12 protein-coding genes, 1 pseudogene and 1 other annotated feature are annotated in these 12,439 nt (G+C 51.5%); of the genes and pseudogenes, 5 read left to right on the top strand and 8 right to left on the bottom strand.

The annotated features are described in order from the left end of the window. Positions 1-303: 303 nt before the first annotated feature. From clpB to rluD, 3 genes are all read right to left on the bottom strand, one after another. A complete protein-coding gene (gene clpB / locus JK231_RS19005) occupies positions 304-2,877 on the bottom strand; it encodes an ATP-dependent chaperone ClpB (RefSeq protein ID WP_211729253.1) in 2,574 nt (857 codons plus the stop codon). Between the two features lie 124 nt (positions 2,878-3,001). Continuing rightward, positions 3,002-3,727, bottom strand: a complete 726-nt coding sequence (gene yfiH, locus JK231_RS19010) for a purine nucleoside phosphorylase YfiH (protein ID WP_034822250.1) — start codon at positions 3,725-3,727, stop codon at positions 3,002-3,004. Next, the gene (gene rluD / locus JK231_RS19015) at positions 3,724-4,704 is read right to left on the bottom strand and encodes a 23S rRNA pseudouridine(1911/1915/1917) synthase RluD (protein ID WP_034822248.1); all 981 of its coding nucleotides are present in this window, start codon (positions 4,702-4,704) and stop codon (positions 3,724-3,726) included. Before rluD ends, yfiH begins: the two co-directional genes overlap by 4 nt. A gap of 130 nt (positions 4,705-4,834) precedes the next feature. Here rluD and bamD point away from each other — a divergent pair, with 130 nt between their 5' ends. The 4 genes from bamD (at position 4,835) to pheA (ending at position 7,576) form a co-directional block, all read left to right on the top strand. Next, entirely contained in the window at positions 4,835-5,575 is a 741-nt protein-coding gene (gene bamD / locus JK231_RS19020; RefSeq protein ID WP_034822246.1) for an outer membrane protein assembly factor BamD, read from the top strand. 266 nt (positions 5,576-5,841) lie between these two features. Beyond that, a complete protein-coding gene (gene raiA, locus JK231_RS19025; protein WP_034822244.1) occupies positions 5,842-6,168 on the top strand; it encodes a ribosome-associated translation inhibitor RaiA in 327 nt (108 codons plus the stop codon). Between the two features lie 97 nt (positions 6,169-6,265). Next, positions 6,266-6,390, top strand: a sequence feature (Phe leader region). Then, positions 6,267-6,314 carry a pheA operon leader peptide PheL gene (gene pheL / locus JK231_RS19030; RefSeq protein ID WP_100703679.1) on the top strand — a complete coding sequence of 16 codons (48 nt, stop codon included), beginning with the start codon at positions 6,267-6,269 and terminating at the stop codon, positions 6,312-6,314. (Overlaps the previous feature by 48 nt.) A 22-nt stretch (positions 6,391-6,412) precedes the next feature. Then, the gene (pheA, locus tag JK231_RS19035; protein WP_038645247.1) at positions 6,413-7,576 is read left to right on the top strand and encodes a bifunctional chorismate mutase/prephenate dehydratase; all 1,164 of its coding nucleotides are present in this window, start codon (positions 6,413-6,415) and stop codon (positions 7,574-7,576) included. Between the two features lie 33 nt (positions 7,577-7,609). Here the strand turns inward: pheA and tyrA are convergent, their stop codons facing one another. Together tyrA and JK231_RS19045 are read right to left on the bottom strand one after the other, a co-directional pair. Then, positions 7,610-8,731, bottom strand: a complete 1,122-nt coding sequence (tyrA, locus tag JK231_RS19040; protein WP_058962335.1) for a bifunctional chorismate mutase/prephenate dehydrogenase — start codon at positions 8,729-8,731, stop codon at positions 7,610-7,612. Positions 8,732-8,737: 6 nt separating this feature from the next. Beyond that, positions 8,738-9,817 (bottom strand): 3-deoxy-7-phosphoheptulonate synthase, encoded by a 1,080-nt coding sequence (locus JK231_RS19045; protein WP_034822238.1) that lies wholly within the window; start codon positions 9,815-9,817, stop codon positions 8,738-8,740. A 298-nt stretch (positions 9,818-10,115) separates the two neighbouring features. Between JK231_RS19045 and JK231_RS19050 the strand changes: the two are divergent. Next, a pseudogene (locus JK231_RS19050) lies at positions 10,116-10,637 on the top strand (GNAT family N-acetyltransferase). 57 nt (positions 10,638-10,694) lie between these two features. Here JK231_RS19050 and rplS read toward each other — a convergent pair. From rplS to rimM, 3 genes are read right to left on the bottom strand one after another with little or no spacing between them, the layout of a single operon-like run. Then, complete coding sequence (gene rplS / locus JK231_RS19055) at positions 10,695-11,045, bottom strand: 50S ribosomal protein L19 (RefSeq protein ID WP_007893316.1); 351 nt, start codon at positions 11,043-11,045, stop codon at positions 10,695-10,697. 43 nt (positions 11,046-11,088) lie between these two features. Further along, a complete protein-coding gene (gene trmD, locus JK231_RS19060) occupies positions 11,089-11,853 on the bottom strand; it encodes a tRNA (guanosine(37)-N1)-methyltransferase TrmD (protein WP_200578826.1) in 765 nt (254 codons plus the stop codon). Between the two features lie 35 nt (positions 11,854-11,888). Then, positions 11,889-12,437: a ribosome maturation factor RimM gene (rimM, locus tag JK231_RS19065; RefSeq protein WP_034822227.1), complete on the bottom strand. Its 549-nt coding sequence runs from the start codon at positions 12,435-12,437 to the stop codon at positions 11,889-11,891. Between the last annotated feature and the right edge of the window lie 2 nt (positions 12,438-12,439).

Below are 12,439 nucleotides of genomic sequence, written 5' to 3' on the forward strand. Positions count from 1 at the left end.
ATCAGCGCCTTAAGCTGCTGTTGCGAGGTGGCGTATATTACGCTTTCCTCCTTCAGAGTCAAACACTTTTTTCAGCGTTTTTCTCCGGCGGGATGAATTTCTTCACTCCCTGCTGAGCCGTCTGCGTTGCCGCTTTGCCGTCTCAGTGGTGGCGCATTATAGGGATTTCTGATGGACTGACAAGCGTTAATTTAAAGTTTTTGCACGACCGCTCACTTTTCGGCCAATGCGCTGAAATTAGCAACGAATTGGCATCAATCGGGCAAAAAAACGGGCCCGAAGGCCCGTTTACGTCAAATCTCATCACTGATGTGCGACGATGACATCATCTTTAACATCCATTTCAATGGTTTTACCCGGAACAAAAGCACCAGAAAGAATCTTCTGCGCCAGTGGGTTTTCAATTTGCTGCTGAATAGCGCGTTTCAATGGACGTGCACCGTATACCGGATCATATCCATTTTCACCCAACAGCTTCAGCGCTGCATCCGTGATATGCAATTGGTAGCCACGTTCATCCAGACGTTTGTACAACCGCTGCAGCTGAATCTGCGCGATAGAAGCAATATGCTGCTCGCCAAGCGGATGGAACACCACCACCTCATCAATACGGTTAATGAACTCTGGGCGGAAATGCGAACCTACCACCGTCATCACCATATCTTTCATTTCCGGATAGTCCAACGCACCGAAACGTTCCTGGATCAGGTCAGACCCAAGGTTAGAGGTCATAATGACCACGGTATTACGGAAATCGACCGTACGTCCCTGCCCATCGGTCAAGCGCCCATCATCCAGTACCTGCAACAAGATGTTGAAGACATCCGGATGAGCCTTTTCGACTTCATCCAGCAGAATCACGGAATAAGGGCGACGACGTACTGCTTCTGTCAAATAACCGCCCTCTTCATAACCCACGTAGCCCGGAGGTGCACCGACTAAACGCGATACCGAGTGTTTTTCCATAAACTCTGACATATCAATACGCACTATGGCGTCATCGCTGTCGAACAAGAAGTTAGCCAGCGCTTTACTCAACTCGGTTTTACCCACACCGGTTGGCCCAAGAAACAGGAACGAGCCAATTGGACGATTAGGATCGGACAGACCCGCACGACTACGGCGAATCGCATTCGATACCGCATCAACCGCCTCGTTCTGGCCAATCACGCGCGCATGCAGCTCTTGCTCCATCCGCAACAGTTTCTCGCGCTCACCTTCCATCATTCGTGCTACTGGAATGCCGGTCCAGCGTGCCAGCACATCAGCAATTTCCACATCTGTTACGCGGTTACGTAACAATTTCATGGTTTTGCCTTCTGACTGCGTGGCAATAGTGAGCTGCTTTTCAAGCTCTGGAATTTTGCCGTATTGCAGTTCAGACATTTGCCCCAGGTCACCAGTGCGTCGCGCCTGCTCCATCGCCAGACGAGCTTGCTCCAGTTCCGCCTTAATGTTCTGCGTCCCCGTCAGAGAGGCTTTTTCCGCTTTCCACTCTTCTTCCAGCTCAGCGTATTCACGCTCTTTCTGATCGAGTTCCGTTTCCAGCATCTCCAGACGTTTGATACTGGCATCGTCCGACTCTTTCTTCAGTGCCTGTTGTTCCAGCTTTAACTGGATGATGCGGCGTTCCAGACGATCAAGCGACTCCGGTTTCGAGTCCATCTGCAAACGAATGCTCGATGCTGCCTCGTCAATCAGGTCAATTGCCTTATCTGGCAACTGGCGATCGGAGATATAGCGGTGCGACAACGTGGCCGCTGCCACAATCGCCGGGTCAGTAATCTGCACATGGTGGTGTAACTCATAGCGCTCTTTCAGGCCACGCAGAATAGCAATGGTGTCTTCCACGCTCGGTTCAGCCACAAAGACTTTCTGGAAACGACGCTCCAGCGCCGCATCTTTCTCAATGAACTGGCGATACTCATTCAGCGTGGTAGCACCCACGCAGTGCAACTCACCACGCGCTAATGCAGGTTTCAACATGTTACCGGCATCCATGGCGCCATCGGCTTTACCCGCGCCAACCATGGTATGCAACTCGTCGATAAACAGAATGACGTTGCCTTCCTGTTTTGCCAGATCGCTCAGCACACCTTTCAGGCGCTCTTCGAACTCACCACGATATTTAGCACCCGCCACCAGCGAACCCATGTCCAGGGCCAACACGCGGCGACCTTTCAATCCTTCTGGCACTTCACCATTGATAATGCGCTGCGCTAACCCTTCGGCAATCGCAGTTTTACCTACGCCGGGTTCCCCAATTAATACCGGGTTGTTTTTGGTACGGCGCTGCAATACCTGAATGGTACGACGAATCTCTTCATCACGACCAATCACCGGATCTAACTTGCCAAGCTCGGCGCGCTCGGTCAGATCGATGGTGTATTTTTTTAAAGCCTGGCGCTGATCTTCAGCCCCTTGATCGTTCACGTTCTCTCCTCCCCGCAATTGCTCGATGGCCTTAGTGAGTTTTTCGGTGGTTGCACCAGCGGACTTCAATAGGTCCGCCAGCGAACCACGAGAGTCGAGGGCCGCCAGAACAAATAATTCAGATGATATAAAGTTGTCGCCGCGCTTTTGCGCGAGTTTGTCGCACAGGTTCAGGACCCGAATGAGATCGGCTGAAGGCTGTACATCGCCATCCGTACCTTCTACCTGCGGCAGTCGGTTGATAGCTTGTTCGATGCTGGTACGCAGACCAGCCACATCGGCACCTGCTGCGCTAAGCAACGGACGCACCGATCCGCCTTCCTGATTGAGCAAAGCGCTCATCAAGTGAAGGGGTTCGATAAATTGATTGTCGTGTCCCAGAGCAAGGGACTGAGCATCGGCAAGGGCCAACTGGAATTTATTAGTAAGACGATCCAGACGCATGATTCCTCCAATACAGGTCAAAATGCTACTGGAGATTAAATGAGGTCATCCCTCAAATATTTCAAGGTTAATGACCTGTGTTGCGAACAAAAAATACGCTACTGGATCGTCTTGCGGCGTAAGATTATCTCAGCCAAATCAAAGTTGCCATACGCCCGGTGATTCCATCTCGTCGGTAGGAGAAAAAATCATTGGCTTCGGTGAAAGTGCAACGCTGTGAACCACTGATAGAATGCACTCCAGCGGCCTGAAGTCGCTGACGCGCTAGCTGCCAGATATTCGCAAAAAATTTGTCACCAACCGGGCGAAAAGCCGCATCGGCTTGTACATCGTGCGCCAAAAAGGCTTCACGCACCTCAGCACCGACTTCAAATGCCTGCGGGCCGATAGCGGGTCCAAGCCAGGCGTGGATCTCACGGGCTGGTGAGCGAAACTGTTGCAGCGTCTGTTCCAGCACGCCGTTACACAGACCACGCCAGCCAGCGTGAGCAGCGGCCACTTCACTGCCATCATCACTGCAAAACAACACCGGCAAGCAATCCGCCGTCATGATGGCGCAGACTACACCGGATTCGCGGGTGATGGCCGCATCTGCATTGGGTAATAACTCGTCCGCAGGCAAACGCACAACGTCCTGCCCATGCACCTGATTAAGCCACTGCGGCATGGCGGGCAGCAGTTTATCTTTCAAATGCTGACGATTTTGCAAGACATGCGTTTCAGCATCGCCAACGTGCGCCCCAAGATTCAGCGAATCCCAGGGCGCAGTGCTAACACCGCCATGTCGCAAGGTGGAACATGCCTGAACGCGCTGCGGTGCAGGCCAGTCAGGAATGATCCACTCACTCATAGCCAATCCATTTGATCGCGGAACTCATGGGTATCGGCTTTCAGCGCGTCAATCAGATCGACCATGTCTTGCGGCAACGGCGCATGCCATTCCATCTCAATGCCGGTGATGGGATGGTAGAGACGCAGCATGGTGGCATGCAGCGCCTGACGGTCAAAACCGCGCAGCGCGGCGATGAACGCATCTGATGCACCTTTAGGCGGACGCGGACGACCGCCGTACAGCGGATCACCCACTAATGGATGGTTGATATGCGCCATGTGCACACGAATCTGGTGAGTACGACCCGTTTCCAGACGCAGACGCAGACGCGTATGAGCACGGAAATGCTCCATGATGCGATAATGCGTGGTCGCGGGTTTACCCATAGGGTGTACCGCCATGTGGGTGCGTTTGGTGGAGTGGCGCGCCATCGGCTCATTAACCGTGCCGCCTGCCGTCATGGTGCCAATCGCAACCGCTTCATATTCACGGGTAATCTCGCGCAGCTGCAGCGTTTCCACCAGATGCGTCTGAGCGGGAACGGTCTTCGCCACCACCATCAAACCGGTTGTGTCTTTATCAAGACGATGGACGATCCCAGCACGCGGGACGTCGGCAATTGGTGGGTAATGATAAAGCAGCGCATTCAGGACCGTACCATCCGGATTACCTGCCCCAGGATGCACCACCAGGCCACGCGGTTTGTTGATGACCAGAATATCATCGTCTTCATAAACGATGTTCAGGGGAATGTTTTGCGCTTCCCAGCGCTGCGCTTCTTCGATTTCAGCATCGATAGACACCTGCTCACCGCCGAAAACTTTCTCTTTCGGTTTATCGATGATGGTGCCGTTGACGCTGACGCGACGCTCAAGGATCCATTCTTTTATGCGGGAACGTGAATAATCAGGGAACAATTCCGCCAAAGTCTGATCTAAGCGTTGTCCAAGCTGTGCTTCGGACACCGTTGCGGTGAGTTGAACTTGTTGTGCCATATACAGCTTCTTCGTTAACGTTGGGTTTTCACGGCGATGCCGTTTAATATAATGTGCTATCGTACCAGGTCATAACCGGGAGCTATACGGACAGCTTCCGCTACAACACTTTGAGGATAATCATTTCGTCATGACGCGTATGAAACATCTGGTGGCTGCTGCCACATTGAGCCTGAGCCTGGCTCTGGTGGGTTGTTCCGGCTCATCGGATCCCGTTCCGGACAGCCCGCCATCTGAAATTTACGCTACAGCCCAGCAAAAGCTGCAGGACGGTAACTTTAAAGCGGCGATTAAGCAACTGGAAGCACTGGATAACCGCTACCCGTTTGGCCCTTATTCGCAGCAAGTACAGCTGGATTTAATCTACGCGTATTACAAAAATGCCGATCTGCCACTGGCGCAAGCCGCTATCGCTCGCTTTATGCGCCTGAATCCGACTCATCCAAACATCGATTACGTCATCTACATGAAAGGCCTGACGGATATGGCGTTGGATGACTCTGCACTGCAGGGCTTCTTCGGTATCGATCGTTCAGATCGTGATCCGACGCACGCTCGTGATGCTTTCCGTGACTTCTCACAGTTGCTGCGCAGCTATCCGAACAGCCAGTATGCTGAGGATGCGCAGAAACGTTTAGCCTACCTGAAAGAGCGTCTGGCGAAGTATGAACTCTCGGTGGCGCAATTCTATACCAAGCGCGGGGCCTATGTCGCCGTTGTTAACCGTGTTGAAGGGATGATGAAAGATTTCCCGGATACCGAAGCGACGCACAAAGCGCTGCCGCTGATGGAAAATGCCTACCGCCAGCTGCAGTTAACCGCAGAAGCGGACAAGGTAGCGAAGATCATCGCGACAAATAATCAGTCCTGATTTTACTACCAATAAAAAAGCAGCCTTAATGGCTGCTTTTTTTGCCGAAAATTCAGCCAGATTGCTGATTATCCGCTGCGGTTAACTCATCAATCTTGCTCTTTTCATCCCTGCCCTTCAAGCATTTTCCGCGATTTTATGAGCCTTTATCACAATTCACTGGCATTGACAAAAAGTGACATTTCAATGTGATCTAGATCACACTTTTTCCTGATTTACGCGGTATGCTGGTTCTACCCAGACGGAAATGACAGAGAGGTTTAACTATGATTCTGAACATTACCAGCAAACAAATGGAAATCACTGCGGCTATCCGCAACCATGTCGAAGACCGTCTCGCCAAGCTGGAAAAGTGGCAAACTCACCTGATAAATCCGCACATCGTGTTATCGAAAGAGCCGAAAGAATTCGTGGCTGATGCCACCATTAACACACCGAACGGCACGCTGGTTGCCAGCGCGAAACACGAAGATATGTACACGGCTATCAACGATCTGATTGCCAAGCTGGAGCGACAACTGAATAAGGCGCAGCACAAACCTGAAGCGCGCCGCGCAACCAGCAGTATGAAAGATTTCACCCCTGCGGGATAAATAGACCTTTTCCAGTAACGCGCCTGCGGGCGCGTTTTTTATTGACAGCTTTAAATCACTGCGGTTACTCTCAATCCACTTTATTGCTGGAATCACACATGAAACATCTACCGTTCTTCTTCGCATTCTTTTTTACCTTCCCCTGATTGGGAGGTGATTCGTCGTGTGAAAATGAATGCGAAGACGAACAACAAAGCCTCCCAAACGGGAGGCTTTTTTATTGGACATTTTACAGGTGAGCCCTATGAATCCCGAAAATCCGCTGCTGGCATTACGCGATAAGATCAGCGCCGTTGATGAAAAGCTGTTAACGCTGTTATCTGAACGCCGTTCGCTGGCGGTTGAGGTGGCGCAAGCAAAGCTCGCGACCCATCGCCCGATTCGCGATGTTGAGCGTGAACGCGCACTGCTGGAAAACCTGATCTCACTCGGCAAAAAGCACCAGCTTGATGCGCACTACATTACTCGTCTGTTCCAACTGGTGATTGAAGATTCGGTACTGACTCAGCAAGCGCTGCTGCAGAAAAACTTAAACCATCCGCACGCACACGCGCCGCGCATCGCATTTCTGGGTCCTAAGGGTTCGTACTCTCACCTCGCGGCGCGTAAATACGCCACACGTCATTTTGATTCCATGGTTGAGATGGGCTGCCTAAAATTCCATGACATCATTCATCAGGTGGAGAGTGGCCAGGCCGATTACGCCGTGATGCCAATCGAAAATACCAGCTCAGGCTCGATTAACGACGTCTATGACCTGCTGCAGCAAACCACGCTCTCCATCGTTGGCGAGCTGACCATCCCAATCGAACACTGTGTGCTGGTCAACGGCAATACCGACTTACAGCAAATTGAAACGGTTTATAGCCATCCTCAGCCATTCCAGCAGTGCAGCCAGTTCATCAATCGTTTCCCACAATGGAAAATCGAATATACCGAGAGCACCGCAGCGGCAATGGAAAAGGTCGCGGCGATGAATTCACCAAAAGTGGCGGCTCTGGGCAGTGAAGCGGGCGGTGAGCTGTATGGTCTGCAGGTGTTAGAACGGAATTTAGCTAACCAGCAACAAAACCATACCCGCTTCATAGTGCTGGCACGTAAGCCAATTGAAGTTTCTGGCCAGGTACCAGCCAAAACCACATTGATTATGGCTACCGGTCAGCAAGCTGGTGCACTGGTTGAGGCTCTGCTGGTGCTGCGTAATCACAATCTGATCATGAGCAAACTAGAAAACCGCCCAATTAACGGCAACCCATGGGAAGAGATGTTTTACATTGATGTGCAGGGCAATCTGCAATCGGAGAACATGCAGCTGGCGTTGAAAGAGCTGCGTGATTTGACGCGATCTTTGAAAGTACTCGGCTGCTATCCGGGTGAAAATGTTGTTCCGGTGGAACCGCGACTGTAAATGAAAAAGGCATCCTTGCGGATGCCTTCTCTTTTATTGCCGGCTATCGTTAGCCGAACGCAACATGCTTCGGCTCTCTACCAGGAAGCGTTGAGCGTAATCGCCAAACCAGTGCGCCACACCTTCAAAGCTCTTGATGAACGCCTGTTTATCGCCCTGCTCCAGCAATTTAATCGCATCACCAAAGCGCTGGTAATAACGCTTAATCAGCGCCAGATTACTCTCCGAAGACATGATGATGTCTGCGTAAAGCTGCGGGTCCTGAGCAAACAGTCGACCAACCATCGCCAGTTCCAGGCGATAAATCGGTGAGGACAGCGCCAACAGTTGATCAAGATTGACGTTCTCTTCCGCTAAATGCAAACCATAGGCAAAAGTGGCAAAGTGACGCAGCGCCTGGATAAAGGCCATGTTCTGGTCATGCTCGACCGCGCTGATGCGATGTAAACGCGCGCCCCAAACCTGAATCTGCTCCAGGAACCACTGATAGGCTTCTGGCTGACGACCATCACACCACACCACCACCTGCTTCGCCAGGCTACCGCTATCCGGACCAAACATCGGATGCAAGCCCAGCACCGGGCCAGTATGCGCCGCCAGCATCGCCTGCAGTGGACGGTTCTTCACCGATGCCAAATCCACCAGGATGCAGTCTTCCGGCAGTGTTGGTAATTCGGCGATGATCTGCTCGGTCAGATGAATGGGCACACTAATGATGACCATGCCCGCATCTTTGAGCAGCTCTTCAGAACGATCCCAATCGCCCTTGTCCAGAATACGGACCTGGTAACCTGACAGATTGAGCATCTTTTCAAACAAGCGCCCCATCTGGCCACGCCCACCAACAATCACCACCGGGCGCAGCGTTGGGCAGAGCGTTTTGAAGCCTTTGTCGTTTTCATGCGCATAAGATTCACGCATCAGGCGACGTAAGACATCCTCAATCAGATCTGGCGAAACGCCGAGCGCCTCGGCTTCCTGACGGCGTGAAGCCAACATGCTGGCTTCACGTTCTGGCACATAAATCGGCAAACCATAACGGCTTTTGACCTCACCTACTTCAGCTACCAGCTCAAGGCGTTTGGCTAATAGCCCAAGCAGGGCTTTATCGACTTCATCAATTTGATCGCGTAGCGCGGTCAGTTCAGCCACCATGACTCTTTATTCCTCGTGTGACAGACGTGCCGACAGCACTCCCTGCAGATCCTGATGGATTTCACGCAGCAAGGTTTCCGTGGTTTCCCAGTTGATACAGGCATCCGTGACGGAAACACCGTATTTCATTTCGCTACGTGGCTGCTCAGAAGACTGATTGCCTTCGTGAATATTGCTTTCCAGCATCAGGCCAATAATGGAACGATTTCCATCTTTAATCTGCGCAATAGCCGACTCGGCTACGCCAGGCTGACGGCGATAGTCTTTATTAGAATTACCATGGCTGCAATCTATCATTAAGGCCGGACGCAGTCCCGCTTTCAGCATCTCTTTTTCACACTGCGCAACATCTTCAGGACCGTAGTTAGGCGCTTTACCACCACGCAGGATTACGTGGCCATCCGGGTTGCCCTGAGTCTGTAACAGGCAAACCTGCCCCGCCTGATTGATGCCGACAAAACGGTGTGGCATCGCTGCAGCGCGCATGGCGTTGATTGCGGTGCCCAGGCTGCCATCAGTGCCGTTTTTGAAGCCGACAGGCATTGATAAACCAGAAGCCATCTCGCGGTGTGTTTGTGACTCGGTAGTACGGGCACCAATCGCAGACCAGCTGAACAGATCGCCGAGGTATTGTGGACTATTAGGATCCAGCGCTTCAGTGGCCAGCGGCAGGCCCATTTCCACCAGGTTCACCAGCAGCTGACGCGCAATGTGCAGCCCGGCTTCCATATCAAATGAGTTGTTCATGTAAGGATCGTTGATCAGCCCCTTCCAGCCAACGGTGGTACGGGGTTTTTCAAAATAAACGCGCATAACGATATACAGCTGATCCTTCAACTGTGCAGAGAGAGTTTGCAGCTGACGAGCATATTCCAGTGCGGCTTCGGTATCGTGAATTGAACAAGGACCACAGACCACCAGCAGGCGCGGATCGCGGCCAGCAATAATATCGGCAATGGTCTGGCGAGAAGCAGCAATCTGCGCTTCCTGCGCCGCAGTGAGCGGGAACTTCGCTTTCAGCTCTTGCGGGGTGATTAAAATTTGTTCGTCGGCGATATGCACATTGTTCAGCGCGTCTTTCTGCATGATGGCGATCCTTTTTAACTCGTGTATGCGGTTTGGGATCCTCACTGAGGATGGCGCTTACTGTACCACAACATGTACATCTTGCAATCCGTGAATGTACACTTTTATTACCACCACTGATAACCATCACAAAAACAAAACTAAAAACACATTAAATACATAAATTTAACGCAATTCAGGCCACCCAACACAAAGTGATTTGTGTAAATTTTATTTTACACTCTACTTTTATTTAAAAGTGCCAACACCCTCTTTTTCCATTAACATTTTGTTATTCATCGTTTTCCAGGATCTTAGGATGTCAACCTCTGTCATCACCTTACGCCCTTTCGTTCTAAAGGATGCTGGCGCTTTTACTGCGGCGGTCAATCAGTCTATCAACAGCCTGCTGCCATGGATGGTATGGGCGCATCACGATTATCGGGTAGAGGAAGCCACTAACTGGATTAATTTCACCCATATGCAGCGGAGTAACGGTGAAGCGTAAGAGTTCGCTATTGTCGATAGCAATGATCGGTTACTCGGCGGCGCAGGCATCAGATTCGCACAGCGGCTTGGGGAATTTAGTGCATTAGGCTATTGGGTTCGCAGCGATGCACAAAGGCAAGGTGTCGCAACACGTGCAGTGGCTCAATCGGTGGACTTTGGCTTCAAGCACGCGCAGATCCCCTTACTGGAGATTATCGCTGCTGAGGAGAATCATGCCAGCCGTGCCGTAGCATTGCGCAGTGGTTTTGAGTTTATCGATTGCCGCTATGGTTTAATCATTCTTGATAGCGGCCCAGTGAATAGCGCGATTTACCATCTCAAGCGACCATAAAAAAAGGGGCTGGCCCTTAGGCCAACCCCTTGTTTGCTATTAACTTTGGGATGTCGCTTACGCGCCCAGACGCTCTTTGATACGAGCTGACTTACCGGTGCGCTCACGCAGGTAGTACAGTTTGGCTTTACGTACAGCACCACGACGTTTGACAGCAATGCTGTCAATTACCGGAGAGTGAGTCTGGAAGACACGCTCAACGCCTTCGCCGTTTGAAATCTTACGAACAGTGAATGCAGAGTGCAGACCGCGGTTACGAATAGCGATAACCACGCCCTCGAATGCCTGCAGACGTTTCTTAGAACCTTCAACGACCCATACTTTCACTTCCACGGAATCACCCGGACGGAATGAAGGTACGTCCTGCTTCATCTGCTCTTGTTCAAGTTGCTTGATAATGTTGCTCATAATTAAATCTCTATATCCTGGGTAAACTGATAGTCAGGGAAGATTACTCTTCCACCTGATGGTTTTGTTGCTGCTGATGTTCCCGTTGGAACTCATTTAGCAACCGTGCTTGCTCTTCAGTCAGAGCCAGGTTTTCCAGAAGTTCAGGTCTTCTTAGCCAGGTACGGCCTAGCGACTGTTTCAGGCGCCAGCGGCGAATATCGGCATGGTTGCCCGACAGTAAGACTGGCGGAACCTCCATCCCTTCTAACACTTCAGGTCGGGTGTAGTGCGGGCAATCCAGTAAACCATCCGAGAACGAATCCTCATCGGCTGACGCCTGCTTGCCCAATACGCCGGGGATAAACCGGGCGACTGAATCAATCAACGTCATGGCTGGTAGCTCACCACCACTGAGTACGTAATCACCGATTGACCATTCTTCATCAATCTCAGTATGAATCACGCGCTCATCAATCCCTTCATAACGACCACACACCAGAATCAACTTCTGGTTGGTCGCCAGTTCGCAAACGCCCTGTTGGTCCAGTTTGCGACCCTGAGGTGAAAGATAAATCACCTTAGCACCTTCTCCCGCCGCCGCTTTCGCTGCGTGGATTGCATCCCGTAAGGGTTGCACCATCATCAACATTCCCGGTCCGCCGCCGTAAGGACGTTCATCCACGGTACGGTGCCGGTCGTGCGCAAAGTCACGAGGACTCCAGCTTTGAATGTTGAGCAGGCCATTTTTTACTGCCCGGCCAGTTACCCCGTACTCGGTAATAGCGCGAAACATCTCTGGAAACAGGCTAATAACACCAATCCACATCGCGTTCGCCGTTACGTTACCGGATTGTCCGGAGATCAAAAACCAGGATCCCAATCTACTTCAATCGTGCCAGTAGAGAGATCGACTTTCTTGATAACCTGTTCATCAAGAAACGGGATTAACCGCTCTTGCGCACCGAATGCATCTTTCAGGTTTGCCTTAACAACGAGAACGTCGTTCGAACCGGTTTCCATCAAATCAATGACTTTGCCCATTTCGTAACCGTCGAGGTTTACCACTTTGCAACCCATAAGGTCTTTCCAGTAGTAATCACCCTCTTCCAGCGCTGGCAGCTGAGCAGAATCAACCGTAATTTCGCAATTGGTTAACTGTGCCGCAGCGTCCCGATCGTCAATGCCTTTGACTTTGATGATCAGGTCCTGATTGTGGTGCTTCCAACCTTCCAGTTCGACCTGCTGCCATTTACCGGCACGCTGGATGAACCAGGGTTGGTAGTCGAAGATGCTTTCAGCGTCTTCAGTGGAGGAAAACACTTTGAGCCAACCTCGAATGCCGTAAGCGGCCCCCATTTTCCCCAATACAATTGGGTTAACGAGAGGCTGTGCGGCAGGTTTAATGCTCATGC

It is taken from the genome of Pantoea sp. JGM49 (assembly GCF_018257655.1).
GTDB lineage: Bacteria > Pseudomonadota > Gammaproteobacteria > Enterobacterales > Enterobacteriaceae > Pantoea > Pantoea communis.

What these genes read in the sequence shown, in the direction of transcription:
- clpB (WP_211729253.1), bottom strand. Translation starts at nt 2,877, where the DNA reads ATGCGTCTGGATCGTCTTACTAATAAATTCCAGTTGGCCCTTGCCGAT.
- yfiH (WP_034822250.1), bottom strand. Translation starts at nt 3,727, where the DNA reads ATGAGTGAGTGGATCATTCCTGACTGGCCTGCACCGCAGCGCGTTCAG.
- rluD (WP_034822248.1), bottom strand. Translation starts at nt 4,704, where the DNA reads ATGGCACAACAAGTTCAACTCACCGCAACGGTGTCCGAAGCACAGCTT.
- bamD (WP_034822246.1), top strand. Translation starts at nt 4,835, where the DNA reads ATGACGCGTATGAAACATCTGGTGGCTGCTGCCACATTGAGCCTGAGC.
- raiA (WP_034822244.1), top strand. Translation starts at nt 5,842, where the DNA reads ATGATTCTGAACATTACCAGCAAACAAATGGAAATCACTGCGGCTATC.
- pheA (WP_038645247.1), top strand. Translation starts at nt 6,413, where the DNA reads ATGAATCCCGAAAATCCGCTGCTGGCATTACGCGATAAGATCAGCGCC.
- tyrA (WP_058962335.1), bottom strand. Translation starts at nt 8,731, where the DNA reads ATGGTGGCTGAACTGACCGCGCTACGCGATCAAATTGATGAAGTCGAT.
- JK231_RS19045 (WP_034822238.1), bottom strand. Translation starts at nt 9,817, where the DNA reads ATGCAGAAAGACGCGCTGAACAATGTGCATATCGCCGACGAACAAATT.
- rplS (WP_007893316.1), bottom strand. Translation starts at nt 11,045, where the DNA reads ATGAGCAACATTATCAAGCAACTTGAACAAGAGCAGATGAAGCAGGAC.
- trmD (WP_200578826.1), bottom strand. Translation starts at nt 11,853, where the DNA reads ATGTGGATTGGTGTTATTAGCCTGTTTCCAGAGATGTTTCGCGCTATT.
- rimM (WP_034822227.1), bottom strand. Translation starts at nt 12,437, where the DNA reads ATGAGCATTAAACCTGCCGCACAGCCTCTCGTTAACCCAATTGTATTG.